Annotated in this window: 26 protein-coding genes and 1 pseudogene; 21 read left to right on the top strand and 6 right to left on the bottom strand. The window is 71.8% G+C overall.

Features of this window, described 5'->3' with window-relative positions; translation table 11 throughout:
- Positions 1-6: 6 nt before the first annotated feature.
- Positions 7-402: a DUF4870 domain-containing protein gene (locus tag JWQ92_RS12165; protein WP_297344724.1), complete on the bottom strand. Its 396-nt coding sequence runs from the start codon at positions 400-402 to the stop codon at positions 7-9.
- A gap of 31 nt (positions 403-433) precedes the next feature.
- A complete protein-coding gene (locus JWQ92_RS12160; protein WP_297344723.1) occupies positions 434-907 on the bottom strand; it encodes a DUF4870 domain-containing protein in 474 nt (157 codons plus the stop codon).
- A 214-nt stretch (positions 908-1121) separates the two neighbouring features.
- Here JWQ92_RS12160 and hrcA point away from each other — a divergent pair, with 214 nt between their 5' ends.
- The 3 genes from hrcA (at position 1122) to JWQ92_RS12145 (ending at position 4065) form a co-directional block, all read left to right on the top strand.
- Positions 1122-2168 (top strand): heat-inducible transcriptional repressor HrcA, encoded by a 1047-nt coding sequence (gene hrcA, locus JWQ92_RS12155; protein WP_297344722.1) that lies wholly within the window; start codon positions 1122-1124, stop codon positions 2166-2168.
- 63 nt (positions 2169-2231) lie between these two features.
- Positions 2232-3323 (top strand): DnaJ C-terminal domain-containing protein, encoded by a 1092-nt coding sequence (locus tag JWQ92_RS12150; protein ID WP_297344721.1) that lies wholly within the window; start codon positions 2232-2234, stop codon positions 3321-3323.
- Between the two features lie 7 nt (positions 3324-3330).
- On the top strand, positions 3331-4065 hold the full coding sequence (locus JWQ92_RS12145; RefSeq protein WP_297344720.1) for a 16S rRNA (uracil(1498)-N(3))-methyltransferase: 735 nt from the start codon (positions 3331-3333) through the stop codon (positions 4063-4065).
- Between the two features lie 94 nt (positions 4066-4159).
- Here JWQ92_RS12145 and JWQ92_RS12140 read toward each other — a convergent pair whose 3' ends face one another.
- On the bottom strand, positions 4160-5065 hold the full coding sequence (locus JWQ92_RS12140) for an endonuclease domain-containing protein (protein WP_297344719.1): 906 nt from the start codon (positions 5063-5065) through the stop codon (positions 4160-4162).
- Positions 5066-5321: 256 nt separating this feature from the next.
- On the opposite strand from JWQ92_RS12140, the gene JWQ92_RS12135 reads away from it, so the two are divergent.
- From JWQ92_RS12135 to JWQ92_RS12085, 11 genes are all read left to right on the top strand, one after another.
- The gene (locus JWQ92_RS12135; RefSeq protein WP_297344718.1) at positions 5322-5720 is read left to right on the top strand and encodes an HIT domain-containing protein; all 399 of its coding nucleotides are present in this window, start codon (positions 5322-5324) and stop codon (positions 5718-5720) included.
- A gap of 92 nt (positions 5721-5812) precedes the next feature.
- Entirely contained in the window at positions 5813-6898 is a 1086-nt protein-coding gene (locus JWQ92_RS12130) for a PhoH family protein (protein WP_297344734.1), read from the top strand.
- Complete coding sequence (ybeY, locus tag JWQ92_RS12125; RefSeq protein ID WP_297344717.1) at positions 6895-7359, top strand: rRNA maturation RNase YbeY; 465 nt, start codon at positions 6895-6897, stop codon at positions 7357-7359. Before JWQ92_RS12130 ends, ybeY begins: the two co-directional genes overlap by 4 nt.
- Before the next feature lie 4 nt (positions 7360-7363).
- Positions 7364-8665, top strand: a complete 1302-nt coding sequence (locus JWQ92_RS12120) for a hemolysin family protein (protein WP_297344716.1) — start codon at positions 7364-7366, stop codon at positions 8663-8665.
- Positions 8662-9543 carry a GTPase Era gene (era, locus tag JWQ92_RS12115; protein WP_297344715.1) on the top strand — a complete coding sequence of 294 codons (882 nt, stop codon included), beginning with the start codon at positions 8662-8664 and terminating at the stop codon, positions 9541-9543. The genes JWQ92_RS12120 and era overlap by 4 nt, the downstream gene beginning before the upstream one ends.
- Before the next feature lie 172 nt (positions 9544-9715).
- The gene (gene leuA, locus JWQ92_RS12110) at positions 9716-11470 is read left to right on the top strand and encodes a 2-isopropylmalate synthase (protein WP_297344714.1); all 1755 of its coding nucleotides are present in this window, start codon (positions 9716-9718) and stop codon (positions 11468-11470) included.
- A 268-nt stretch (positions 11471-11738) separates the two neighbouring features.
- Positions 11739-12101 carry a hypothetical protein gene (locus tag JWQ92_RS12105; protein WP_297344713.1) on the top strand — a complete coding sequence of 121 codons (363 nt, stop codon included), beginning with the start codon at positions 11739-11741 and terminating at the stop codon, positions 12099-12101.
- Between the two features lie 129 nt (positions 12102-12230).
- Entirely contained in the window at positions 12231-12971 is a 741-nt protein-coding gene (gene recO, locus JWQ92_RS12100) for a DNA repair protein RecO (protein ID WP_297344712.1), read from the top strand.
- A complete protein-coding gene (locus tag JWQ92_RS12095; protein WP_297344711.1) occupies positions 12971-13858 on the top strand; it encodes an isoprenyl transferase in 888 nt (295 codons plus the stop codon). The genes recO and JWQ92_RS12095 overlap by 1 nt, the downstream gene beginning before the upstream one ends.
- A 98-nt stretch (positions 13859-13956) precedes the next feature.
- Positions 13957-14457: a carbonic anhydrase gene (locus tag JWQ92_RS12090; protein ID WP_297344710.1), complete on the top strand. Its 501-nt coding sequence runs from the start codon at positions 13957-13959 to the stop codon at positions 14455-14457.
- A 158-nt stretch (positions 14458-14615) separates the two neighbouring features.
- Positions 14616-15017, top strand: coding sequence for a hypothetical protein (locus JWQ92_RS12085; RefSeq protein ID WP_297344709.1), 402 nt, complete (start codon positions 14616-14618; stop codon positions 15015-15017).
- 7 nt (positions 15018-15024) lie between these two features.
- Here the strand turns inward: JWQ92_RS12085 and JWQ92_RS12080 are convergent, their stop codons facing one another.
- A complete protein-coding gene (locus tag JWQ92_RS12080; protein ID WP_297344708.1) occupies positions 15025-15354 on the bottom strand; it encodes a hypothetical protein in 330 nt (109 codons plus the stop codon).
- 307 nt (positions 15355-15661) lie between these two features.
- On the opposite strand from JWQ92_RS12080, the gene JWQ92_RS12075 reads away from it, so the two are divergent.
- From JWQ92_RS12075 to JWQ92_RS12065, 3 genes are read left to right on the top strand one after another with little or no spacing between them, the layout of a single operon-like run.
- The gene (locus JWQ92_RS12075) at positions 15662-17044 is read left to right on the top strand and encodes a glycine--tRNA ligase (protein WP_297344707.1); all 1383 of its coding nucleotides are present in this window, start codon (positions 15662-15664) and stop codon (positions 17042-17044) included.
- A 4-nt stretch (positions 17045-17048) separates the two neighbouring features.
- On the top strand, positions 17049-17771 hold the full coding sequence (locus JWQ92_RS12070) for a DUF2071 domain-containing protein (RefSeq protein WP_297344706.1): 723 nt from the start codon (positions 17049-17051) through the stop codon (positions 17769-17771).
- Complete coding sequence (locus JWQ92_RS12065; protein WP_297344705.1) at positions 17768-18904, top strand: geranylgeranyl reductase family protein; 1137 nt, start codon at positions 17768-17770, stop codon at positions 18902-18904. The genes JWQ92_RS12070 and JWQ92_RS12065 overlap by 4 nt, the downstream gene beginning before the upstream one ends.
- A 188-nt stretch (positions 18905-19092) precedes the next feature.
- Here the strand turns inward: JWQ92_RS12065 and JWQ92_RS12060 are convergent, their stop codons facing one another.
- A complete protein-coding gene (locus tag JWQ92_RS12060; RefSeq protein ID WP_297344704.1) occupies positions 19093-20787 on the bottom strand; it encodes an MFS transporter in 1695 nt (564 codons plus the stop codon).
- A gap of 67 nt (positions 20788-20854) precedes the next feature.
- On the opposite strand from JWQ92_RS12060, the gene JWQ92_RS12055 reads away from it, so the two are divergent.
- Positions 20855-21523 (top strand): TetR/AcrR family transcriptional regulator, encoded by a 669-nt coding sequence (locus tag JWQ92_RS12055; protein WP_297344703.1) that lies wholly within the window; start codon positions 20855-20857, stop codon positions 21521-21523.
- Here the strand turns inward: JWQ92_RS12055 and JWQ92_RS12050 are convergent.
- Positions 21513-21968: an aminoacyl-tRNA deacylase gene (locus tag JWQ92_RS12050; RefSeq protein WP_297344702.1), complete on the bottom strand. Its 456-nt coding sequence runs from the start codon at positions 21966-21968 to the stop codon at positions 21513-21515. The two genes, JWQ92_RS12055 and JWQ92_RS12050, sit on opposite strands and share 11 nt — an antisense overlap.
- A gap of 50 nt (positions 21969-22018) precedes the next feature.
- On the opposite strand from JWQ92_RS12050, the gene JWQ92_RS12045 reads away from it, so the two are divergent.
- The 3 genes and pseudogenes from JWQ92_RS12045 to JWQ92_RS12035 all read left to right on the top strand — a co-directional run.
- Complete coding sequence (locus tag JWQ92_RS12045) at positions 22019-22672, top strand: DsbA family oxidoreductase (RefSeq protein ID WP_297344701.1); 654 nt, start codon at positions 22019-22021, stop codon at positions 22670-22672.
- Positions 22673-22856: 184 nt separating this feature from the next.
- A complete protein-coding gene (gene dusB / locus JWQ92_RS12040; protein ID WP_297344700.1) occupies positions 22857-24119 on the top strand; it encodes a tRNA dihydrouridine synthase DusB in 1263 nt (420 codons plus the stop codon).
- Positions 24112-25233, top strand: a pseudogene (locus JWQ92_RS12035) (deoxyguanosinetriphosphate triphosphohydrolase); the annotation flags it as partial. The gene dusB and the pseudogene JWQ92_RS12035, both read left to right, overlap by 8 nt.
- Positions 25234-25291: the final 58 nt, after the last annotated feature.

Here is a 25291-nt window from a genome sequence, read left to right as displayed (position 1 = left end):
TCCCTGCTACTTGATGAACTGGATCGAGAGCGGGTACTTGTACATCTCGCCCTTGTTCGCGGCGATGGCGGCGATGATCGAGAAGATCACCGTGACGACCCAGATGGCGATCGAGATCAGCCACTGGACGACCAGCCAGAGGCCGAACGTCACGATGCCCAGGATGATGCCGAGCACGATGTTGGCGAGCTGCGCGATCGCCATGGTGATCTGGAAGTTCAGCGCCGTGCGGGAGTGCTCCCGCACGAACGTGCTGCGGTCCTTCAGCACCAGGTAGCCGATCAGCGGCGAGATGAAGCCGATGAGGATGCCGCCGACATGGATGAGGGTGGCCCAGAGCCGCTCGTCGCTCTGGCTGAGCGGCTGCGGCGCGATGGTGGCCGGGGGGACGTCTTGTGTCATTTCGGGCACTCCTTGGTCGGGATGGGAAGGGTCATTTCACGAGGTCGAGCCGGAGGGGGTAGTGGAACCCGCCGCCGCGGCGCGTCCGCACGGCGGCGAGGATCGACACCACGAGGTCGAAGAACGCGACCAGCGTCTGGATCATCAGGAAGACGGTGAAGAAGCCGACCGCGAGCGAGTGGAGCCCCCGCGCCGAGAGCAGCAGCGCGACGGCGAGCGCCACGCCCTGGAGCAGCAGCATCGCCGCGACCCAGGTGATCTGGAAGTTCAGCGCCTCGCGGGCCTCCTCCCGGCGCCACCCGGGCCCGGAGCGGGACGCGAGGAACAGGACGAGGGACGGCACGAGGGCGAGCAGCGGCACGAGGTTCGCCGCCAGGCCGACGACCGCCAGGATCCCGCCGATGAGGTGCACCGCGAACGCCGGGGTGACATCACCCGCCGCGGGGGGTCTGGAAGGGAGCGCGACCCCGTATGCCGGCCGTGCACCGCCGTCTCGGTCGGTCATCGTGAGAGGTTCGCACCCCTTCCGGTCCTCGTCGGCCCGTTGCGCGACCTGATGGGCGCGCCGAACCGCCTCGTTGTCGGTTCTCGCACAGGATATCAACAGGTCGATGTGGAAGGCCAGCATTCCCGTCGGCGGCGCGCCCTGCGTTTCCGGCACCCTGGGCGGTAGGATTAGCAGTCGGACGAGTCGAGTGCCAGCAGCGTGAGGAGGCGGGATGGTCTCGGAACGTGGGCTCGAGGTGCTCCGCGTCATCGTGCAGGACTACGTGGAGTCGCGGGAGCCCGTCGGTTCCAAGTCCATCGTCGACCGCTACGGCTTCGGGGTGTCCGCAGCCACCATCCGCAACGACATGGCCGCCCTCGAGGAGGACGGCCTCATCGCGGCGCCGCACACGTCGTCGGGCCGCATCCCGACCGACAAGGGCTACCGGATGTTCGTCGACCACCTCGCCGAGATCCGCCCGATGACGCCCGCGCAGCGGCACGCCATCCAGACGTTCCTCGGAGAGGGCGCGGACCTCGACGACGTGCTCGGCCGCACGGTGCGGATGCTCTCGCAGCTGACGAACCAGGTCGCGCTCGTGCAGGTGCCGATGCTGCCGCGCTCGCGGGTGCGGCACGTCGAGCTGGTCACCCTGTCGTCGACGCGCCTGCTGGTGGTGCTGATCACCGACAACGGGCACGTCGACCAGCGCACCGTCGAGGTGCCGCACGAGGCCGCACCGCACGAGGCCGCGCCGCTGGACGACGAGTCGCTCGCGGACCTGCGAGCCCGGCTCAACACCCTGCTCGTCGGCAAGCTGCTCGCGGAGACGCCGCCCCTGCTCGCCGACCTGGGCGAGACGGTGCCGGTGGGGAGCCGGGCCGTGCTGGAGCGGGTCACCGACGTGATCGGCGCGCAGGTCGACGACCGGCGCCAGGACCGCCTGGTGATGGCGGGCGCCGCGAACCTCGCGCGCACCGAGAAGGACTTCCCCGGCAGCATCCTGCCGGTGCTCGAAGCGATCGAGGAGCAGGTGGTGCTGCTGCGCCTGTTCAGCGAGATGGAGCTCGACAGCCGCGGCGTCTCCGTGTCGATCGGTCGCGAGAACGCGTCCCTCGGGCTCGGTGAGGCGTCGATCCTCGCGGGCGGGTACCGATCGCCCGCCGGCGCTCTCGGGCACATCGGGGTGCTCGGGCCGACGAGAATGGACTACTCCGGCAACATCGCCGCCGTCCGCGCCGTCGCCCGGTACCTCTCGAAGCTCCTCGGGGACGACTGACCACGTCCGGTCGCGGACCGGACACGAACGACCACCGCTCGCCGCGGCATCGGAAGGGCCACTGTGGCTGACCACTACGAAGTACTGGGTGTCGCGCGCGACGCCTCGGCCGAGGAGATCAAGCGCGCCTACCGCCGCCTGGCCCGGCAGCTGCACCCCGACGTCAACCCGGGTCCCGACGCTTCGGAGCGCTTCAAGGACGTGACCCACGCGTACGACGTGCTCTCGGATCCGCGTCAGCGCCAGGAGTACGACATGGGGGGCCAGGGTGGCCAGGCCGGCGGCTTCGGGTTCGGCGACATCTTCGAGACGTTCTTCGGTCAGGGCGGCCGTACCGGCCCGAAGTCGCGGCAGGAGCGCGGGCAGGACGCGCTGCTGCGCGTCGAGGTCGACCTCGAGGACGTCGTCTTCGGCACCCACCGGGACCTCGAGATCGACACGGCCGTCCTCTGCGACGTGTGCGGCGGAGCCTGCACCCAGCCCGGCACGACGCTCGCGACCTGCGACATCTGCCACGGCACCGGGCAGATCCAGCGCGCCGTGCGCTCGCTGCTCGGTAACGTCATGACCTCCACCCCGTGCACGGTCTGCCGCGGGTTCGGCACCGTCATCCCGCATCCCTGCGTCAACTGCGCCGGGCAGGGGCGCGTGCGCGCCCGCACCACGATCCCGGTCGACATCCCCGCCGGTGTCGAGACGGGACTCCGGCTGCAGCTCGCCGGCATGGGCGAGGTCGGTCCGGCGGGCGGACCGAACGGCGACCTCTACCTCGAGGTCAAGGTGCGCCACCACGAGACCTTCAGCCGGGCGGGCGACGACCTGCTGGCGACGCTCGAGGTGCAGATGTCGGACGCGATCCTCGGGACCACCGCGACGCTCGAGTCGCTCGACGGCCCCGTCGACGTCGAGATCCGCCCCGGCGTGCAGAGCGCCGAGGTGCTCACGATCCCGGCGCGCGGCATCACCCGGCTGCGCGGCTCGGGTCGGGGCGACCTCCGCATCGGCATCCAGGTGGTCACGCCCACGAAGCTCGACGGCAAGGAGCGGGACCTGATCCGGCAGTTCGCCGGGCACCGCAAGCCGAAGGCGCCGCAGTTCGCGCATTTCCAGCAGGGGCTCTTCACCAAGCTGCGCGACCGGTTCCTCGGCGTCTGAGCCGCCGGTGGCCCACTTCTACCTCAGCGATCAGGTGACCGGCGCCGAGGTCGGCGACCGCCTGGTGCTCGCGGGCGACGAGGGGCGCCACGCGGCCCTCGTTGCGCGGATGCGTGCCGGTGAACGGACCACGGTGGGCGACGGCTCGGGGCGCGTCGCCAGCGCCGTGGCGACCGTCGTCTCGAAGGACACCGTCGAGCTCGAGGTCGTGGACCTCGTCGAGACGGCTGAGCCGCGTCCCCGGATCACCCTCGTGCAGGCGCTCGCGAAGGGCGGTCGCGACGAGCTCGCGGTGCAGGCCGCGACCGAGCTCGGGGTCGCCGCCGTCGCGCCCTGGCAGGCGGCCCGGAGCGTCACGCGCTGGGAGGGACGCAAGGCCGAGACGGGATCCGCCCGCTGGGCGGGCATCGTCCGTGAGGCGAGCAAGCAGGCGATGCGCCCCTGGGCGGCGGCGGGGCTGCCGCTCATGTCGACGGCCGAGGTCGTCGCGCTCGCGGCGCGGGTTCCGATGGTGGTCCTCGATCCGGACGCGGACCTGCGGCTCGTCGACGCGGTGCCGACGGCCACCGAGGAGCTGGTGCTCGTGGTCGGCCCGGAGGGCGGCATCGCACCGGAGGAGCTCGAGCGGCTGACCGCGGCGGGCGCGACGGCCGCACGCATGGGCCCCACCGTGCTGCGCACCTCGACAGCGGGCCCCGCGGCCCTGGCGGCCCTCGCGATCGTGCTGGACCTGTGGCCCTGACGGGTCTCGCCCCCTTCCGTGACTTGCCGCTTTCGCACCCTTCGCGGGCGCTGAAGGGTGCAGAAGTGGCAACCCACGCGGAAGGTGGCGTCGGTCAACGGGAGGCGAGGGCGGCGCGGACCCGGGCGACGGTCTCCGCGGGTCGGTCGCGCAGGTCCTCCACCGTCACGCGGACTACCCGGTAGCCGGCGTCCTGCATGCGCTCGTAGCGCAGGACGTCCTTGCGCCACTGGCGCTTGTCGATCCGGTGGTAGTCGCCCTCGTACTCGACGACGACCCGCCGGCTCCGGAACACCAGATCGCCTTCCCCGAGGAACCGGCCCGACGCGTCCGTCACGGCCGCGTTGATCTCGGGCTCGGGAAGGCCGGCATCGACGAGGAGCAGCCGGAGCAGCGTCTCGCCGGGGGAGCGCGACCCCGGCCGCAGAGCCGGAGCCGCCGTGTGCAGCCGACGAGTGAACGGTCGGTCCTGATCCGACGCCGCGTCCAGCAACCTGGCCCGCATCTCGTCCACGCGCGGGCGTCCACGCGCGAGCAGGCTCTCGCCGGCCACGATCAGCTCGCGCGGGTGGAGCAGGGTGGCGAGCTGGCACCAGGTCTCGACCGGATCGGCCAGACGGAACCCCTCCCGCGACACGACGAGCCGGGGCCGGCGCACGAGATGGTGGCCGATGACGCCTCGATCCCGCGGGGCGCGAGCGGGACGGACGACGGACACGTCGAGCGTGCCTCGCGTCTCGAGCTCGAGGGGCAGCCACATCCCGTGCAGCACCGCAGCGGTGACGTGGCTGAAGAACTCGCCGTCCGCCATCTTCGGTCGATAGGCCGAGCAGCGACCGCGCGTGTCCTCGGGCGCGATGGTCGTGCGCACCCCGGCGAACGGGCGGGTCAGGTCCATCCTCGCGAGCCGCTTCCTGCCGATGCCGGCCGCCTGCGCCTCGGCGATCGAGAAGGGTGTGGCCTCGAGGGTGGGCGGCAGGGGCGTGAGCGGCGTGGGCATGCCGGCAGGGTGATCGGGAGCCGCCGTCGTCGTGGTCGCCAGCGTCGGCGACACGCTCCTCGGCCGTGGATCCGCGCCTGGGGAGGAGCGCGTCGTGCGTGATCGTGCACCTGTCGACACGCCCACGCTCGCCGCCCAGGAGTGACGTGCCGCTTTCGCACCCTTCGAGGCGCCTGAAGGGAGCGAAAGCGGCAAGCCACGGAGGGGAGAGGCATCCACCCCGGCCCGAGCCGTGCCGCCGGTAGAATGGGACGCCATGACTGAGCGCGCGAGCACCGAACCCTCGGTCTTCACGCGCATCCTGCGTGGGGAGATCCCGGGGGAGATCCTGCTGCAGACCGACGACGTCTTCGTTCTCAAGGACATCGCTCCGAAGGCGCCGGTGCACCTGCTCGTCATCACGAAGACGGACCGCTACCGGGACGTCACAGAGCTCGCCGCAGGGGATCCGCGGCTCCTCGCGAACATGGTGGAGGTCGCGAGGACCGCCGCCGCACAGGCCGGGCAGGAGTCGTTCCGCCTCATCTTCAACACCGGGCTGGCCGCGGGGCAGACCGTCTTCCACGTCCACGCGCATGTGCTCGCCGGAGGCGACGGGTCGCTGGACGAGGACTCGATGACCGCCGGGATGCCCGGCGAGGGAAGGGACGCGTGACGGACGCCGACGAGGGTTACCGCACGACCGGGCGCCGCAGCGCGAGCGCCGTCGCCCGCCGGTACCCGGCCGCGGGCGCGGAGACGCGCACGATGGAGGTCGACGGGATCGCCATGGTCCGCCTCCTCGGCCCTCAGGATCGGCTCCTCAGCCAGATCGAGAAGCAGTTCCCGCTCATCGAGGTGCTCGTCCGCGGCAACGAGATCACGCTGGTCGGCGAGCCGGCGCAGGTGCAGGCCGCGGAGCGCCTGATCCAGGAGCTCCTGCAGATGGTCCGGAACGGCCAGGAGCTCGGGCCCGTCGACGTGAGCTCGAGCGCGCACATCCTCGCCGACGACCAGAGCTCGTCGCCCGCCGAGCTGCTGGGCCAGGCGATCCTCACGGCGCGCGGCAAGAGCATCCGTGCGAAGACCCTCGGTCAGCGGTCGTACGTCGAGGCGATCGACGTCAACACCATCACGTTCGGCATCGGGCCCGCCGGAACCGGCAAGACCTACCTGGCGATGGCGAAGGCCGTGCAGGCGCTCCAGCGCAAGGAGGTCAACCGGATCATCCTCACGCGGCCCGCAGTCGAGGCCGGGGAGCGGCTGGGCTACCTGCCGGGCACGCTCACCGACAAGATCGACCCGTACCTCCGCCCGCTCTACGACGCGCTCAACGAGATGATGGATCCGGAGCTCGTCCCGAAGCTGATGGCGTCGTCGACGATCGAGGTCGCACCGCTCGCCTACATGCGCGGCCGCACGCTGAACGACTCCTTCGTCGTGCTCGACGAGGCGCAGAACACCACGCCCGAGCAGATGAAGATGTTCCTCACCCGTCTCGGCTTCGGCTCGAGGATGGTCGTGACCGGCGACATCACGCAGATCGACCTGCCCAACGGCGTCTCGGGCCTCAACACGGCCACCCGCGTGCTGCGGAACATCGACGACATCCACTTCGCGATGCTCACGAGCGAGGACGTCGTACGGCACTCGCTGGTCGGCCGCATCGTCGACGCGTACACGCGTTTCGACGCGGAGCGGCAGGCGGCCGCGGCCGCGCGGCGCCCGGAGCGGATGGAGCACGGCGGCGAGGCCGCCGAGACCCGCTTGCCCACCGACTACCGCCCGCCGCAGAACCGTTCCGAGCGGCGCTCGCAGGATCGCGACGTCCGCGGCGAGGGCCGGCACCGGTGAGCGTCGAGGTCAACAACGAGTCGGGCCTGCCCGTCGACGAGGCCGTCGTGCAGCGGCTCGTGACGTTCGGGCTCGACCTGCTGCACGTCCATCCGGACGCCGACGTCGCGATCCTGTTCGTCGACGAGGCTGCGATGGAGCAGCTGCACGTGCAGTGGATGGACGAGCCGGGCCCGACCGACGTGCTGAGCTTCCCGATGGACGAGCTGCGGCCCGGCACGGACGACGCCCCGACCCCGGCGGGCCTGCTCGGCGACATCGTCGTCTGCCCCCAGGTGGCGGAGGCCCAGGCGAAGAGCGCCGGCCACTCGACCCTCGAGGAGGTCAAGCTCCTCACCGCCCACGGCCTGCTCCACCTCCTCGGCTTCGACCACGCCGAGGCGGAGGAGGAGCGGGAGATGTTCCAGGTGCAGCGCGACATGCTCGTGGGCTTCGCCGTGCAGGAGAAGCAGCGCCGGTGAGGCGATGGCACCCCTCTTCCTGATCGTCGCGGTCGTGCTGGTCGCGTTCGGCGGCCTGCTCGCCGCCTGCGACTCCGCGATGGCGACCCTGTCGCGGGCCGAGACGCAGGACCTCGCCCTCCGCTCGCGCTTCCGCAGGTCGCTGCTCGCGATCGCCGCGGATGCCGGCGCCCACATCAACGCGGTCAACTTCCTGCGGGTCCTCGCCGAGACGAGTGCCGCGGTGCTCGTGACGCTCGCCGTCGCGGGACTCGTCGACAACGCCTGGCTCGTGCTGCTGATCGCCGCCGTCATCATGACCGCGGTCTCGTTCGTGCTCGTCGGTGCGAGCCCCCGCAGCGTCGGCCGCGTGCACGCCCGCGTCGTGCTGCGCTTCTCAGCCCCGATCATCCGCGGCGCCCGGCTGCTGCTCGGGCCCCTCGCCGACGTGCTCGCGTGGCTCGGCAACACCGTCACGCCCGGCCGCCCGCGTGCCTCCACCTTCACGTCCGAGGAGCAGCTGCTCAGCATGGTCGACGAGGCGACCGAGCTCGACGTGCTCGAGAAGGACGACCGCGAGCTGATCCACTCCATCTTCGAGTGGGGCGACACGGTCGCGCGCGAGGTGATGATCCCGCGCACCGACATGGTCACCGTCGACGCCCACACGACGATCGACGGCGCCATGCGCCTCTTCCTCGCCAGGGCGCTCTCGCGCGTGCCGGTGCAGGCCAGGGATGCCGACGAGATCATCGGCGTGCTGCACCTCCGCGACGTCGCCCGCGTCGTGTTCGAGCATCCCGAGGCGGCCGCCACCACGACCGCGGCGGACCTCGCGCGGCCCGCGCTGTTCGTGCCCGACTCGAAGAAGGCGGACGACACCCTGCGCCAGATGCAGCTCGAGTCGAACCACCTGGCGATGGTGGTCGACGAGTACGGCGGCATCGCCGGCCTCGTCACGCTCGAGGACCTCATCGAGGAGCTCGTCGGCGAGATCTCGGACGAGTCGGATCGCGGCGGCCCGGAGATCGAGGAGATCCGCGACGGCGCGTGGCTGGTCGCCGCGCGGCTCGCGCTCGACGAGCTGGGCGACCTGGTCGGGACGGAGCTCGAGGACGAGGACGTCGACTCCGTGGGCGGTCTGCTCACGAAGCGGCTGGGACGTCTGCCGAAGCTCGGCGACGTCGTGCACGTGGCGGGACTGATCCTCACGGCGGACCGCACCGACGGCCGGCGCCGCCGGCTGACCCGCGTGCTCGTCGAACGGGACCCCGACGTGGCGGATCCCGAGGACGAGGAGGCGGCGACGAAGGTGTTGGGCGCATGACGTACCGGTCCGGATTCCTCACGTTCGTCGGACGGCCGAACGTCGGCAAGTCGACCCTGATGAACGCCCTCGTCGGGGAGAAGGTCGCGATCACCTCCCCGAAGCCGCAGACGACGAGGCGGGCGATCCGCGGGATCCTGACCCGGCCGGACGGCCAGCTGGTGATCGTCGACACCCCGGGCATGCACCGCCCGCGCACGCTCCTCGGCGAACGGCTCAACGACGTCGTCGCAGCGACGCTCGTGGACGTGGACGTCATCGGCTTCTGCATCCCCGCGGGCGAGCCGATCGGGCCGGGCGACCGGTACCTGCACGCCCAGCTCGACAAGGCGCGGCACGCGAAACGCATCGCGATCGTCACGAAGATCGACGCCGTGCCGAAGGAGCGCGTCGCGCGGCAGCTGCTCGCGGTCAGTGAGCTGGGGGAGTGGGCGAGCATCGTGCCGGTCTCGGCGCAGGACCGCACGCAGCTCGACGTGCTCGCCGACGAGGCGATGGCCCTCCTGCCGGAGTCGCCACCGCTCTACCCGGACGAGGAGGTCACCGACGAGTCGCTCGAGCAGCGCATCGCGGAACTCATCCGGGAGGCGGCGCTCGAGGGCGCGCGCGAGGAGCTGCCGCACTCCCTCGCCGTCACCATCGACGACATCGAGCACGAGGACGGCCTCGTGCGCATCTACGCGAACGTCTGGGTGGAGCGGGACAGCCAGCGGATCATCATGATCGGCCGGGGCGGCTCGCGCCTGAAGCAGATCGGCAGCACCGCCCGCGCGGGCATCGAGCCGCTCGTCGGCGAGAAGGTGTTCCTGTCCCTGCACGTGAAGGTCGCGAAGGAGTGGCAGCGCGACCCGCGCGCGCTCAACCGACTCGGGTTCTGAGCGCCCGGCCCGGGCCTCGGGACCGGGCTCCGTGCGGCCTCGTCTGCTACCCTGCCCCCGTGCTGCAGGTGCTGCTCCTCCTTCGTCGCCGCGACGAGGCCTGACCCCAAGGCCCTCCTCGTCGCGGAGTCCGCTGTCGGCCGCACCGAGACGAGTACGAGGAAGAAGCACCATGAAGAACCAGCAGCAGCCGTCCCCGATGCCGGTGCACCGGTACCGCCCCTATCTGGACCAGTTCCGCGTCGACCTGCCCGACCGGACCTGGCCCGACCAGCGCATCACCGCCGCGCCGCGCTGGTGCGCGGTCGACCTCCGCGACGGCAACCAGGCGCTCATCGACCCGATGAGCCCCGAGCGCAAGCGGATCATGTTCGACCTGCTCGTCCGGATGGGCTACAAGGAGATCGAGGTCGGCTTCCCGTCCGCGAGCCGGACCGACTTCGACTTCGTCCGCAGCCTCATCGACGAGGGCGCCATCCCGGACGACGTCACCATCCAGGTGCTCACCCAGGCGCGCGAGCACCTCATCGCCCGCACCTACGAGTCGATCCGCGGCGCCAAGCAGGCGATCGTGCACCTCTACAACTCGACGAGCATCCTGCAGCGCGACGTGGTCTTCCGCACCGGCCGTCAAGGCATCGTCGACATCGCCCTCGAGGGCGCGCGGCTCTGCAAGCGGTACGAGGAGACGGTGCCGGGCACCACCGTCTACTACGAGTACTCGCCCGAGTCGTACACCGGCACCGAGCTCGAGTTCGCGGCCGAGATCTGCAACCGCGTGCTCGAGGTCTTCGTGCCGACCGCCGAGCGGAAGGTGATCATCAACCTGCCCGCCACGGTCGAGATGGCGACCCCGAACGTCTACGCCGACTCGATCGAGTGGATGAACCGCCACCTGGACTCCCGCGAGCACGTGATCCTGTCGCTGCACCCGCACAACGACCGAGGCACGGCGATCGCGGCCGCCGAGCTCGGCTACCTCGCGGGCGCGGATCGCATCGAGGGCTGCCTCTTCGGCAACGGCGAACGCACCGGCAACGTCGACCTCGTCGCGCTCGGCCTGAACCTGTTCACCCAGGGCATCGACCCGCAGATCGACTTCCGCGACCTGGACCGCATCCGCGCCACCGCCGAGCACTGCAACCAGCTGAAGGTGCACGAGCGCAGCCCGTGGGCCGGCGACCTCGTCTACACCGCGTTCAGCGGCAGCCACCAGGACGCCATCAAGAAGGGCTTCGAGGCGATGGCCGCGACGGCCGAGCGCACCGGCACACCCGTCGAGCAGCTCGAGTGGGCCGTGCCCTACCTGCCGGTCGACCCGAAGGACCTCGGTCGCAGCTACGAGGCCGTCATCCGCGTCAACTCGCAGTCCGGCAAGGGGGGCGTGGCGTACCTGCTGAAGACGGATCACGCGCTCGACCTGCCCCGCAAGCTGCAGATCGAGTTCTCCCACGTCGTGCAGGCCAAGACGGACGCCGACGGCGGCGAGGTGACGAGCGAGGAGATCTGGGCGATCTTCGGTGACGAGTACCTGCCCGCGACGGATCCCGAAGCCAAGTGGGGCCGGTTCGAGGTGCTCGGCACCCGCACCGCCAGCGACCTCTCCGGCGAGGTGGTGCTCGGCGTGCGCCTGCGCGTCGACGACGAGGTGAAGGAGCTGGAGGCCCGCGGCAACGGCCCCATCGACGGCTTCCTGCGCATCATGGAGGGCGAGGGCTACCGGATCTCGCTCTACGACTACGTGGAGCACGCGATGAGCGCCGGCGGCGACGCGCGGGCGGCGGCGTACGTCGACCTCGACGTGAACGGGTCCCGCCTCTGGGGCGTCGGCATCGACGCGGACATCGCCACGGCGTCGCTGCGCGCGATCGTGTCGTCGGTGAACCGCGCCGTCCGCGCGCACGTGCCGAGCCTCCTTCTCGCCTGATCGGGCCGGCGCCGGGCCGCGGTCCGCGGTTTCGGCGCCGAGTCCGGATCCGGGCTGAGATCCCTCTCGAGAAGCGCCGTCGAGCCGGGTCAGGGGGGTTGACACGCGTCCCGGACCGCGCTGAAACGACTCACCGCCCGATCCCCCCTTGGTCTCCCGGGCACGCCGAGGCGTGATCTGTTCGTTATCCGCGAACATCCCTATGGGATGGCGAAACATTCCGTGAACGGTCCTGGCGTGGCACCTAGGCGTGGTGCATCCTGCCTGCATGACGCTCACGACTTCGACCCTCGATTCCGTCATCGTCATCTGGCACGTCGCGGTGAACAACGGGGACGGGGCCACAGCGGCCGCGGCCTGCACCGAGGATGTGGTGCTGGGGGATCTCGAAGGGGAGCTCGCGGGCCGTGCCGTGATGCAGCGATGGGTGGAGAGTGCGGGGGTGCGGCTGATGCCGCGGGACTGCTACGACGTGCCGGGCGGCATCGTCGTGGCCCAGGACGCGTTGCCGAACGGCGCGGGGGAACCGAGGACGGTCTTCTCTACGTTCGGACTGCGCAACGGCTCGATCTCGAGCATCCACCGGTTCTCGACCCTCGAGGAGGCACGGGCCTACCCGCTGGCCGCGTGAGCATGAGCTCATGGTCGTCGGCGCTCCGGCGCGGTCGGCGCGAAGGCCGCGCCTCCGGTCCGCGGGATCGTCCTGGGTCCACGCCACATGGTGGGTCGCCGCGGTCGGTGGTCGGCGGGAGAATGAGGCGTGCCCACCTATCGTGACGAAGCCGTCGTCCTGCGCACCCACTCGCTGGGTGAGGCGGACCGCATCGTCACGATGCTCGGCCGCAGGCGCGGCAAGATCCGCGCTGTCGCGAAGGGCGTCCGGCGCACCACGAGCCGGTTCGGCGCGCGCCTCGAGCCCTTCATGGTCGTCGACCTGCAGTGCTACGAGGGTCGCAGCCTCGACGTGATCCAGCAGGCCGAGTCGCTCGGCTCGTACGGCGCACCCATCGCCGCCGACTACGCCGCGTTCACCGCCGCCAACGTGATCGTCGAGACGGCGGACCGCCTCACGGACGAGGCGTCCCCGCAGCAGTACCTGCTGCTGGTCGGTGCGCTCCGCTCGCTCGCCCGCGGCGAGCACGGCTCGTCCCTGACGCTCGACTCGTACCTGCTGCGGGCGCTGTCGATCGCAGGCTGGGCGCCGAGCTTCGGCGACTGCGCGGTGACCGGTGAGCCCGGCCCGCACACCGCGTTCGTGGCGCAGCTCGGCGGGATGGTCGCCGACGCCGTGGCCCCTCCCGGCGCCCCGCGCCTCACGCCCGAGACCATCGGCCTGCTCGGTGCGCTGCTCACCGGGAACTGGGCCACCGCGGACGCCGCGGCCGCTTCGACCCGGGCGCAGGCGTCCGGCGTCATCGCCGCCTACACGCAGTGGCACCTGGAGCGCGGGCTGCGGTCGCTGCCGCACGTCGACCGGGCCACTCCCGAGATCGTCGCGTAGTGGCTCGCCCCCAGCTCGACCCCATCCGCCCGGTCGACTGGACGGAGGAGACGCCGCCGTCCTTCGCGCGCGTCCCGGCCCATATCGCGGTCGTGATGGACGGTAACGGCCGGTGGGCCAACCGTCAGGGGCTGCCGCGCATCGAGGGCCACCGCGCCGGCGAGGCCGCCCTGCTCGACGTCGTGGCCGGGGCGCTCCAGGCCGGCGTGCAGCACCTCTCCGCCTACGCGTTCTCGACGGAGAACTGGTCGCGCTCGCCCGACGAGGTGCGCTTCATCCTCGGCTTCAACCGCGAGGTGCTGCGGCGCCGGCGGGAGCAGCTGAATGAGTGGGGCGTGCGGATCCGCTGGGCCGGGCGCACCCCGCGGCTCTGGCGCACGGTGATCGGCGACCTGCGCTCCGCCGAGGAGCTCACGCAGCACAACCGCACGCTGACCCTCACGATGTGCATCAACTACGGCGGCCGCACGGAGATCGCCGACGCCGTTCGGGGGATCGCGGGGGAGGTGGCGGCGGGGAGGCTGAAGCCGAACGCCATCACCGAGCGGACGATCGGCCGCCACCTCTACCTGCCCGACATGCCGGACGTGGACCTCTTCGTCCGGTCCTCCGGTGAGCAGCGCACCTCCAACTTCCTGCTGTGGCAGTCCGCCTACGCCGAGATGGTGTTCCTCGACACCCTCTGGCCCGACTTCCGCCGCCGCCACCTGTGGGAGGCGATCGGGCAGTATGCGGACCGCGAGCGCCGCTTCGGTGCGGCCGTCGACGCGCCGAAGGATGGGCGCAGTGGTGCGGCCGTCGACGCGCCGAAGGATGGGCGCAGTGGCGCGGCCGTGGACGCGGCCGGGTCGAGCGGCTCGCCCCAGGAGCCGCTGGGCCTTCCCTAGCCGCTGCACCCGTCACAGTCGGTAACGGGGCGTTCGCGCCGCCGAAGATCGCATGGACTGGCTCCGGCGTGCCGTCCGGTGCGCCGGAGGAGGACACCATGACCGTCACCGACACCCTGCTCGAGAACAACCGCCGCTACGCCGCCGGGTTCAGCGGCCCGCTGCCGCTGCCGCCGGCGAAGGGCGTCGCCGTCGTCGCCTGCATGGACGCCCGCTTGGACGTCTACCGCATCCTGGGCCTCGAGGAGGGTGAGGCCCACGTCATCCGGAACGCCGGCGGCGTGGTCACGGACGACGAGATCCGCTCGCTCGCCATCAGCCAGCGGCTGCTCGGGACCACCGAGATCGTGCTCATCCACCACACCGACTGCGGGATGCTCACCTTCACCGACGACGGCTTCAAGGCGCAGATCCAGGCTGAGACCGGCATCAAGCCGGAGTGGGCGGCGGAGGCGTTCGAGGACGTCGACACAGACGTGCGCCAGTCGGTCGCCCGGATCCTCGCGAGCCCGTTCGTGCCGCGGAAGGAGTTCGTGCGCGGCTTCGTCTTCGACGTCGCGACCGGCGAGCTGCGCGAGGTCGACGTTCCGAGCGCCTGAGGCGCGGAGCGCACCTCACGCACTCGGCCGGTGGCCCGTTCAGAACGGACGGCCCATCCCGAGGTCGACGCGGCCATACTTCCTGTCAGGAACGGGGCCGCGGTGCAGGCGTCCGGCCCGGACGCCACGCGGCCTCGGAGAAGACGGGGTTCGCTGTGATGACGACGACGGCCGACATGATGAAGACCATGTCGATGCCCACCGGGATGGACATGTCCGCGATGCAGGACTGCATCGACCAGTGTTCGATGTGCATGCAGGCCTGCATGATGTGCGCCGATCAGATGGCGGGGATGCCCGACATGGGCCGCTGCGCCGCGATGGCCACGATGTGCGCGGACGTCTGCGACACGACGATGCGCATGATGCTCCGCCCGATGGGCATGGACATGGGCGCGATGGAGTCGATGCTGAGGGCCTGCCTGGGGATGTGCGAGGCGACGATGGCCGAGTGCCGTTCGCATGCGGCCGACAGCGACGCCTGCGCGATGTGCGCCGACGCCTGCGAGGCGTGCATGGCCGCCTGCCGCACGATGATGGGCTCGATGGCCGCAGCCTGAGCAGCCGTCAGACGGCGGCCACGTTGTAGCGGTGGTCGCCGGCCGCGAGGACGCCGTAGGCGCCGTGGAGCGCCACGACCGACCCGGCGGGCAGCGCCTCCGTCAGATCGGCATGGTTCCAGACGCGGAGCACCTCGCCGTCGGACCACCGCTCGAGTTCGAGCACGCCGTCGGGCCGCGCGTCGAGCACCCGCGCGTCAGTCCACCCCTGCGGGGCGAGGTGGGCGAGACGCGCGCGCAGCAGGGTGACCGCGTGACCGGCCCGATCGTCGACGCACATGACGCCGTGCTCGCAGACGGTGTGCACCGTGTGCGGTCCGGGCGTGCGCAGGCTCATGCGTCGGATCCCTTCGTTCGGATTCGCCACAGTAGGTCGCCCGGGCGCGGCGGTCGACTCCCCAGGTCACGGGACGCAACATGTCGGTCGCGGAGGCGGGCGACCAGCAGCTCGCGTCCGCCGCACCGGCGAGGGTCGGTCTTGCCGCTCCCCGGCCCGCCCGCGAGGAGGACGGACGGACGTAGGGGACCGGGACGACCAGGTCTCGACGGTTCCGGGCCGACGGATCCGGCCGCCGGGCGACCGGTAGGCTCGCCGGACAGATCAACGGGCCGGACAGCCAGTCGCGGCCCAGAACGGGAGCTCCGTGGCCGCCAACTCGCTCGATGCCGTCATCGCCCTCGCCAAGCGCCGGGGCTTCGTCTTCCAGGCGGGTGAGATCTACGGCGGCACACGCTCGAGCTGGGACTACGGTCCCCTCGGCGTCGAGCTGAAGGAGAACATCAAGCGCCAGTGGTGGCGCACGATGGTCCGTGGTCGCGACGACGTCGTCGGCCTCGACTCCTCCGTGATCCTGCCCCGCCAGGTGTGGGAGGCGTCCGGCCACGTCGAGGTGTTCAGCGACCCGCTCGTGGAGAGCCTGCACACGCACAAGCGCTACCGGGCCGACCACCTGATCGAGGCGTACGAGGCGAAGCACGGCCATCCGCCGGTCAACGGCCTCGCCGACATCAACGACCCGGAGACGGGCCAGAAGGGGGCCTGGACCGAGCCGCGAGCGTTCTCGGGCTTGATGAAGACGTTCCTCGGCCCGGTCGACGACGAGCAGGGGCTGCACTACCTGCGGCCCGAGACGGCGCAGGGCATCTTCGTGAACTTCGCGAACGTGCTCAACTCCGCGCGGATGAAGCCGCCGTTCGGCATCGGCCAGATCGGCAAGAGCTTCCGCAACGAGATCACGCCCGGCAACTTCATCTTCCGCACGCGGGAGTTCGAGCAGATGGAGATGGAGTTCTTCGTCGAGCCGGGCACCGACGAGCAGTGGCACGACTACTGGATCGGCGAGCGGCACCGCTGGTACACGGACCTCGGCATCACCCCGGACAACCTGCGCCTCTTCGAGCACCCGAAGGAGAAGCTCTCCCACTACTCCAAGCGCACCGTCGACGTCGAGTACCGCTTCGGCTTCACCGGGAGCGAGTGGGGCGAGCTCGAGGGCATCGCGAACCGCACCGACTTCGATCTGTCGACCCACTCCAAGGCGTCCGGCACCGACCTCAGCTTCTTCGACCAGGCGAAGGGCGAGCGCTGGACGCCGTACGTGATCGAGCCGGCAGCGGGCGTGACCCGGTCGCTGATGGCGTTCCTCGTGGACGCGTTCACGGAGGACGAGGCGCCGAACACCAAGGGTGGCGTGGACAAGCGCACGGTGCTGAAGCTCGACCCCCGGCTCGCGCCCGTGAAGGCGGCGGTCCTGCCGCTCAGCCGGAACGAGCAGCTGTCGCCGCTCGCGCGCAAGGTGGCGGCGGACCTCCGTCAGAACTGGAACGTCGAGTTCGACGACGCGGGCGCCATCGGCCGCAGGTACCGCCGGCAGGACGAGATCGGCACGCCCTTCTGCATCACCATCGACTTCGACTCCCTCGAGGATCAGGCCGTCACGGTGCGGCAGCGGGACTCGATGCAGCAGGAGCGGGTGGGCCTCGACCGGCTGACCGGCTACCTGCAGGCCTCGCTGGTCGGCGCCTGAACCCATGGCCCCGGAGCCGATCAGCGCTGCAGCGCCTCCGCTGCCCGGGCCGGCGATCATCCGGCAGCGGTGGCGCGACGCGGTCTTCCTGCACTGGCGTGTCGATCCGGTGCTCGTCGCTCCGCTGCTGCCGCCGGGCACCGTTCCGGACGAGTTCGACGGAGGCACATGGGTGGGCCTGATCCCGTTCCGGCTCGAAGCCTCGCAGTTCTTCGCCGCCCCGCCCGTACCGTGGCTCGGCACCTTCCTCGAGACCAACGTGCGGCTCTACGCCGTGGACGGCGACGGCCGGAGGGGTGTGGTGTTCCGCACCCTGGAGGCGCAGCACCTGCTGCCGGTGCTCACGGCGCAGGTCGCGCTCGGTCTGCCGTACCGGTGGGCGCGGATGCGTTCCCGTCGCATCGGGGACGGGATCGCCTACGCCTCGGAACGACTCACGGGCCCGACTCGGCCGCGGACCCGTATCCGCGTGCGGCTCGGCGGCGAGGCCGTCACCGATGATCCACTCGCCGACTTCCTCACCGCCCGCTGGGCGATGCATGTCGCGCGCGGCGGCCGCACCGCCTACTGGCGCAACTCGCACGAGCCGTGGCCGCTCGTCACCGCGGAGCTGCGGGAGCTGCAGGACGAGCTGGTCGCCGACTCCGGCTTCCCGGGCCTCGCGGACCGCGCCCCGGACTCGGTGCTCTTCTCGCCCGGCGTCACCACCGGCTTCAGCGCACCGTGAGCGATCCGGCCTGGGACCTGCTCGTCATCGGGGCCGGCCCGGCGGGCGCGACGGCCGCTCGGGTCGCCGCCGCCGGTGGTGCTCGTGTGCTCCTCGTCGACGCGGCACACTTCCCCCGGTACAAGACGTGCGGCGGCGGGCTCGTCGGCACCTCGCTCCGCGTGCTGCCGCCGGAGGCGCTCGCGGTGGTCGAGCGGCGCGTGGACCACGTGACGTTCGGCTTCCGGGGCGGTCCGGCTCGAGGGGTGCGGTCGTCCCGGCCGTTCCTCGCGATGGTGGATCGTGAGCGGTTCGATCAGGCCCTTGTGGATGCGGCGGTGGCTGCGGGCGCCGAGTTCCGCGACCACGTGCGCGTGCGGGCTCTCGAGCAGCATGCGGATGCGGTTGTCGCCCGGACGGACGCGGGGGAGCTGCGCGCCTCGGTCGTGGTGGGCGCGGACGGCGCGTCGGGTATCACGGCACGCGACGTCGGGGTGCGGACCGCGAGGGCCGACCTGGGCCTGGAGGTCGAACTCGAGGACGCGGGCGACGAGTGGGCCCACCGCATCCATCTCGACTGGGGTCGCGACGCCGGGACCTACGGCTGGGTCTTCCCGAAGGACGGGCACCTGACCGTGGGTGTGATCGAGCGGAAGGGCCGCGGCGAGCAGACCCGCGCCTACCTCGACCGCTTCCTCGCAGGGCTCGGCATGGAGCACCGGCGGGTGCTGCGGAGCTCCGGGCATCTCACGCGCTGGCGGGAGCCGGGGTCACCGGTGCGCCGGGACCGCGTGCTCGTGGTCGGGGACGCCGCCGGCCTGCTCGAGCCGTGGAGTCGCGAGGGGATCTCGTACGCGCTGCGTTCGGGTGCGCTGGCCGGAGACGCGGTGCTCCGCGGCCGGAGGGACGGGGTGGCCGCTCTGGCCTCGTACGAGGACGCAGTCGCCCGGGAGCTCGAACCCGAGCAGCGCGCGGGCGCGACGATGCTGCGCGTGTTCGAGCGGTGGCCGCTGCTGATCCACCTGGCGCTGTCGAGCGTCGGACCGGGCGCGACCGGCTTCGTCCGGATCTGCCGCGGCTCGCTCGACCTGCCTCGGGTGCTCTCCCATCGCAGCGTCGCGATCGCCGCCCGGGTGCTCGGCGGTCGCGGGTAGGAGCGCGGCGTCTTAGCCGGACGAGGCCGGAAGGCCCGGCTGATCAGCAGCTTCTTGGCGAGTAGGTCCGTGGCGTCCCGGTCACCGTGGCGACGGGGCGAGTCCGTGTTCGCCGAGCTGCTCCCGGGACCGCCATCCGATCTCCCCGTCCGACGCCCTGTGTGCGAGCGGACGACCCCGAGGGGCAGTCATGCCGATACGGCGGCCGGTGCGAACTCGATCCGCCGGGGGAGCAGCAGGCCGAGCACGAGGCAGATCGCGAGGAGGACGCCGCTCAGCGCCATCGTCCACGCGTACGCCTGCTCGAAGTCGTCCGCGGTCGCGCGCTTCGACGCGGTCGCGACGGTGCTGCCGATCGCCCCGGAGCCGGGGCCGGACGCCGCCTGCACCGCTGCGCACTCCGCCGGCTGCGCCGACGGGTCCTTGGCGGAGACCCGGGCCACATAGCAGGAACGCACGGCCTGAACCGCCGCATCCGCTCGGGCCTCGGGCGCACCTGCCGCGACGACCGCGGAGCGGACAGGCGCCGAGTGCTGGTCGAAGGCGGGTCCGGCTCCGGCCGACAGAGTGCCGAAGAGCACGAGTCCGACGAGCGTGATGCCCACCGCACCACCGAGCTGGTTCGCGGCGCTCAGGGTTCCGCTGGCGGAGCCGGCGTGCGTGGCGTCGACGTCCTTCAGCGTGACGACGAACATCAGGCCCATCACGAGCCCCATGCCGAGGCCGACGAGCAGCAGGCCCGGCGCGAGCACCCAGCCGTTCGTGCCCAGCCCGAAGGCCCGGAGCGGCCACAGCACCAGCCCGATACCGACGGCCATGGTCACGACGCCGACGGTGAGCGTGTACCGGCCGATCACCGGCACGAGCTTCGGGGCGAGTGCGGCGATGCTGATGGAGATCCCGATCGCCGTCGGGATACCGGTGACAGCAGCCGCGAGCACGCTGTAGCCGAGGCCGATCTGCAGCAGCAGCGTGAGGGTGAAGAGGAAGCCGAGCAGCGCCATCTGGAACGTGGAGTTGATGACCAGCCCAAGGAGGAAGGTGCGGGTCCGGAAGAGCTCCGGCAGCACGAGCGGCGAGCCGCCTCGCCGCGACTCCTGCAGCTGCAGCCACCAGAACAGGGCGAACACCGGCACGCTCGTCGCCATCATCACGAAGACCCACGCCGGCCAGTCCAGCTCCCTGCCCTGGATCAGCGGGAACACGAGCAGGCCCAGCGCGAGCACGATCAGCACGGTGCCCACGAGGTCGAGGCGGAGCGGATGCGGCGACCGCGCGTTCGGAAGCATCCGCACGCCGGCGACGAAGGCGAAGATCCCGACCGGCACGTTGATCAGGAAGATCGGGCGCCAGTCCAGCCCGGCGATGTTCCACTGGATGAGCAGGCCGCCGAGGATCGGCCCGAGCGTGGCCGCGAGGCCGCCGAGGGCGCCGAAGATCCCGCCCACGCCGGCGCGCTCCTCGGGCGGGTACATCACCTGCATGAGCGAGATCACCTGCGGTGCCATCAGCGCGGCCGTCATGCCCTGCAGCAGTCGCGCGACGACGAGCACCGGGATCGCCCAGGCGAGGCCGCTGAGCAGCGAGGCGACGGTGAATCCCGCGACGCCGATCAGGAACAGCCGCTTGTAGCCGGCGATGTCGCCGAGCCGGCCGCCAGTGATCAGCAGCACGGCGAAGGCGAGCGCGTAGCCGGCGCTCAGCCACTGGACGTCGGCGTAGCTCGCGCCGAGGTCGGCCCGGATCGAGGGGATCGCGATGTTGACGATCGTCCCGTCGAGCAGGTCCATCACGAAGGCCAGCGCGACCACGGCGAACGCCGCCGTCCGCCGTCGGCCGACCAGCGGTGCCGGCCCCAGGGTCGCCTCGATCGTCGTCGCCATGCTGCCGCCCTTCGTCCCTCGAATGTGGACGCTGTACACAATGTCGGCGCCGGGCCATCATGTCAACGTGTCGAGCGAGCGTGTCCGGGCCACCTACCGGCACGGTCATCTCAGGGAGGCGCTGGTCGCCGAGGGCGTCGAGCTGGCACGCGACGGCGGACCCGATGCGGTGACTCTTCGGGAGGTCACCCGCCGAGCGGGCGTCGCCGCCAACGCGGCCTACCGGCACTTCGAGGACCGGGACGCCCTGCTCTCCGCGGTGAGCGTCGCCGCGCTCGGGATCGTGGCCACGGAGATGGACGACGAGATCGAGCGGGCCACGCGCGTGAGCAGGGTCGACGACCGGGCCCGTGCGGAGGAGGAGCTCGACGCGGTCGGCCGCGCCTACGTGCGCTTCGCGCTGCGGCAGCCGGGCCTCTTCCGCGCGGCGTTCACGGTGCACCGCGACCTCCATCGGTCCTTCGACGGTGAGCCGGGAGCCGGGCGCGCCATCGGGCCGCTCGGCCGGCTGACCGCCGCGCTCGACCACTGCGCTGCGGCGGGGGTGATCCCCACGGAGCGGCGGGCGGGCGCGGAGGTCGCCGCGTGGTCCGCCGTCCACGGCCTCGCCTGCCTGCTGCTCGACGGCCCGCTGCGCGACCTCGGGGAGCCGCAGCGCGCGGCCCTCACCGAGCAGGTGCTGCGGATGGTGCGGGACGGCCTGAGGGCTGCGCCGGGGGGAGCGCTCAGTCGCTGATGTCGACGATCGTCGCGTCGAGGCCGTGCAGCAGCTCCGCCGCATCGACGAACGCGGAGTAGCCGTGCGCGCCGGCGCCCATCGCGACGCGGCCGGCGATCCGCTCGTCGGCGAACACCGGCCATGCGGTCGTGCTGCCGAGCGGGGTGATGGTGCCGCGCTCGTACCCGGTCGCCGCGAGCGCCGCATCCGCGCTCGGCAGCTGCAGCTTGTTCACGCCGACGACCGCCCGCAGCTTCGGCCACGCGATCTGCCGGTCGCCCGGGATCAGCGCGAAGAGGAAGGTGCCGTCGCTGCGCTTCACGACGAGCGACTTCACGATGTCGGCCGGGGCGACGCCGACCAGCGCGGCGGCCTCCTCGAGGGAGCCCGCCGCCGGACGGGCGACGAACTCGATCCCGATGCCACGCTCGTCCGCGTCCTCCTGCACCCGCTCCAGGCTCACCCGACCCACGCTACGGGAATAGCTGGAGGCCGCCGACGGTCGGATCGGAGGTGACGGAACCCGTGAAGATCGACATCTGGTCCGACGTGGCCTGCCCCTGGTGCTTCATCGGCAAGCGGAAGTTCGAGGAGGGCGCCCGCCGGTCCGGGGTGCCGGTCGAGGTCGAGTACCACTCCTTCGAGCTCTCGCCGGACACCCCGGTCGACTTCGAGGGCAGCACGACGGAGTACCTCGCCGAGCGGAAGGGCCTGCCTGCCGGCCAGGTCGCCGCCATGCTGCAGCAGGTCACGGAGATCGCGGCCGCGGTCGACCTGCATTACGACTTCGACCGGGTCGTCCACACGAACACGGTGCTCGCTCACGAGCTGCTGCACGCCGCGAAGGCGCAGGGTCGGCAGCTGGAGACGGCGGAAGCCCTGTTCCGGGGCTACTTCGAGCAGGGCCGGCACGTCGGCCGGGTCGACGAGCTGGTCTCGATCGCCGGGGAGGCCGGACTGGACACGGTTGCGGTGCGTACGGCCCTCGAGACCCACGAGTTCCTCGGAGCCGTGCACGCGGACCAGGCGCAGGCGGTCGCATACGGGATCCGGGGCGTCCCGTTCTTCGTGATCGACGGCCGGTACGGCGTCTCGGGGGCGCAGGACCCCGACGTGTTCGCCGGTGCGCTGACGCAGGTCGCCGCCGAGCGGGAGTCCGTGCGATGAGCGCATCCGCCCCGCTGACGCTGCTCGGCGCCGGTGCGCCGGGGTGCGACGGTGATGCGTGCATCGTGCCGGACGCCGCCTCCGAACCCGCCGTCGGCTCCTCCCCAGCCCGGCCGACCGAGCGCTGAGCGGGGCGCCTCCGCCGACGCCGCGGCGTGTCGCCGCGGTCGGGGAGAATGGTGGGATGTCGACCACCACCCTCGCTCCAGGGCGCCCGCTGGCCATCGGGCCGCTGCGTCTCGCCGCGCCCGTGGTGCTCGCCCCGATGGCAGGCATCACGAACACCGCCTTCCGGCGGCTCTGCCGCGAGTACGGCGCCGGCCTCTACGTCAGCGAGATGATCACGAGTCGCGCCCTCGTCGAGCGCACTCGCGAGTCGATGCGCCTCATCACCCACCACGAGAGCGAGACGCCCCGCTCCGTGCAGCTGTACGGCGTCGACCCCGACACGGTGGAGCAGGCCGTGCGCATGCTGCGAGACGAGGACCGAGCGGACCACATCGACCTCAACTTCGGGTGCCCGGTGCCGAAGGTCACCCGGAAGGGCGGGGGAGCCGCGCTGCCGTGGAAGCTCGACCTCTTCCGGGAGATCGTCGAGCGTGCGGTGCGGGCCGCCGGCCCCTTGCCGCTCACCGTCAAGATGCGCAAGGGCATCGACGCCGACCACCTCACCTACCTCGAGGCCGGGCGCATCGCCGAGGGCGCCGGGGTGGCGTCGATGGCGCTCCACGCGCGCACGGCCGCCGAGTTCTACTCCGGCACCGCCGACTGGTCGGCCATCACGAAGCTCAAGGAGACGGTGACCGGCGTGCCGGTGCTCGGCAACGGCGACATCTGGTCGGCCGACGACGCCGTGCGGATGATGGCCGAGACCGGATGCGACGGCGTCGTCGTCGGCCGCGGCTGCCTCGGGCGCCCCTGGCTGTTCGGCGACCTGGCCGCCGCGTTCGGCGCCGGCGACGACCGGCCCCACCGCCCGACGCTCGGCGAGGTCGCGACCGCGTTCCGGCGCCATGCCGAGCTGCTCGTCGAGTTCTTCAGCGACGACCCCGTCCCCACCAGCACGGCGGCCACGCCGCTTCGCGATGCGCCGGACTCCCCGGCCCGGAAGGGGCCCTGGGCCCAGGCGGGCGTGGGCCCAGGGGGAGAGCACCGCGGCTGCCGCGACATCCGCAAGCACGTCGCCTGGTACTTCAAGGGCTACGGCGTCGGCGGCACCACCCGCGCGAAGCTCGCGCAGGTCGAGTCGCTGCAGCAGCTCGACGACCTGCTCGGGACGCTCGACACCGATCAGCCCTATCCCGGCGAGGCGGCCGAGGGTCAGCGCGGACGGGCCGGCAGCCCCAAGTCGCCGGCCCTGCCCGAGCGCTGGCTCGACTCGCGCACGCTCGACGCCGACGGCCGCTCGTCGCTCGCGGGAGCAGAGCTGGACACCAGTGGTGGTTGATCCCGAGCACGCGGCCGACCAGTCCTACTCGACGTCGGACCGTGACCGCTGGCTGCCGGAGGAGCACTCGTCGCGGCGCAGCGACTTCGCCCGCGACCGGGCACGACTCCTGCACTCCAGCGCGCTCCGGCGGCTCGCCGCGAAGACCCAGGTGCTGTCCCCGACGATCGGCCTCGACTTCGCCCGCAACCGCCTCACCCACTCGCTGGAAGTGGCGCAGGTCGGCCGCGAGCTCGCCGGCAGCCTGGGACTCGCGCCCGACGTCGTCGACACCGCGTGCCTGGCGCACGACCTCGGGCATCCGCCCTTCGGCCACAACGGGGAGCGGGCGCTCGCCGAGTGGGCGTCGGACATCGGCGGCTTCGAGGGCAACGCCCAGTCGTTGCGGCTGCTCACCCGCCTCGAGCCGAAGGTCTTCGGCCCCGACGACGCGCCCTACGGCCTCAACCTCACCCGGGCGAGCCTCGACGCGTCGGTCAAGTACCCCTGGGGCCTCGAGGCGCCGGTCGGGGACCCGAGCGGTCGCGCCAAGTTCGGCTACTACCCGGAGGACCGGGCGGCGTTCGCGTGGCTGCGGAACGGAGCGCCGCTGCGGCGCCCGTGCATCGAGGCGCAGGTGATGGACCTGTCCGACGACATCGCCTACTCCGTGCACGACTTCGAGGACGCGGTGGTCGGCGGCTCGGTCGACCTCGCGGCGCTGCGGGCGAACGCCTCCCAGGGCGACGTCGTCACCGCGATGTGGGCCTGGGTCGGCGGGGAGTTCGACCGGGACGAGCTCGTGGAGGCGCTGCACCGCCTGCGCGCGCTGGACTCCTGGATCGTCGAGTGGACCGGCTCGCGGCGGGCGCACGCGGCGCTGAAGAACCTGACCAGTCAGCTGATCGGCCGGTTCTCCGGCGCAGCGACGACCGCGACCCGGCGGGCGTACCCGGCCGGCGATCTCGTGCGGTTCCGCGCCGACGTCGTGATCCCGCGGGGGATCGAGGCCGAGATCGCAGCGCTGAAGGGGATCGTCGCCGCGTTCGTGATGGCGAACGACACCCGACGCCCCGTCTACCTGCAGCAGCGCGAGCTGCTGCAGGAGCTCGCCGACGCGCTCCATGCGTCGCCGTAGCACCTCGACACCGCGTTCTCGGACGACTGGGCCGCAGCGGAGGACGATCGCGCCA

It is taken from the genome of Amnibacterium sp. (genome assembly GCF_025463795.1).
In the GTDB taxonomy this organism is placed as follows: Bacteria; Actinomycetota; Actinomycetes; order Actinomycetales; family Microbacteriaceae; genus Amnibacterium.
Note: the sequence above shows the minus strand (reverse complement) of the source record. Positions and strands in the feature narration are given on the sequence as shown.

Bases quoted from the DNA above. Each gene is read 5' to 3' on its own strand.
- JWQ92_RS12160 (WP_297344723.1), bottom strand. From the start codon at position 907: ATGACCGACCGAGACGGCGGTGCACGGCCGGCATACGGGGTCGCGCTC.
- JWQ92_RS12105 (WP_297344713.1), top strand. From the start codon at position 11,739: ATGACGCTCACGACTTCGACCCTCGATTCCGTCATCGTCATCTGGCAC.
- hrcA (WP_297344722.1), top strand. From the start codon at position 1,122: ATGGTCTCGGAACGTGGGCTCGAGGTGCTCCGCGTCATCGTGCAGGAC.
- JWQ92_RS12165 (WP_297344724.1), bottom strand. From the start codon at position 402: ATGACACAAGACGTCCCCCCGGCCACCATCGCGCCGCAGCCGCTCAGC.
- JWQ92_RS12060 (WP_297344704.1), bottom strand. From the start codon at position 20,787: ATGGCGACGACGATCGAGGCGACCCTGGGGCCGGCACCGCTGGTCGGC.
- leuA (WP_297344714.1), top strand. From the start codon at position 9,716: ATGAAGAACCAGCAGCAGCCGTCCCCGATGCCGGTGCACCGGTACCGC.
- dusB (WP_297344700.1), top strand. From the start codon at position 22,857: ATGTCGACCACCACCCTCGCTCCAGGGCGCCCGCTGGCCATCGGGCCG.
- JWQ92_RS12090 (WP_297344710.1), top strand. From the start codon at position 13,957: ATGACCGTCACCGACACCCTGCTCGAGAACAACCGCCGCTACGCCGCC.
- JWQ92_RS12120 (WP_297344716.1), top strand. From the start codon at position 7,364: ATGGCACCCCTCTTCCTGATCGTCGCGGTCGTGCTGGTCGCGTTCGGC.
- JWQ92_RS12080 (WP_297344708.1), bottom strand. From the start codon at position 15,354: ATGAGCCTGCGCACGCCCGGACCGCACACGGTGCACACCGTCTGCGAG.
- JWQ92_RS12085 (WP_297344709.1), top strand. From the start codon at position 14,616: ATGACGACGACGGCCGACATGATGAAGACCATGTCGATGCCCACCGGG.
- JWQ92_RS12140 (WP_297344719.1), bottom strand. From the start codon at position 5,065: ATGCCCACGCCGCTCACGCCCCTGCCGCCCACCCTCGAGGCCACACCC.
- JWQ92_RS12070 (WP_297344706.1), top strand. From the start codon at position 17,049: ATGGCCCCGGAGCCGATCAGCGCTGCAGCGCCTCCGCTGCCCGGGCCG.
- era (WP_297344715.1), top strand. From the start codon at position 8,662: ATGACGTACCGGTCCGGATTCCTCACGTTCGTCGGACGGCCGAACGTC.
- JWQ92_RS12130 (WP_297344734.1), top strand. From the start codon at position 5,813: ATGGAGGTCGACGGGATCGCCATGGTCCGCCTCCTCGGCCCTCAGGAT.
- JWQ92_RS12135 (WP_297344718.1), top strand. From the start codon at position 5,322: ATGACTGAGCGCGCGAGCACCGAACCCTCGGTCTTCACGCGCATCCTG.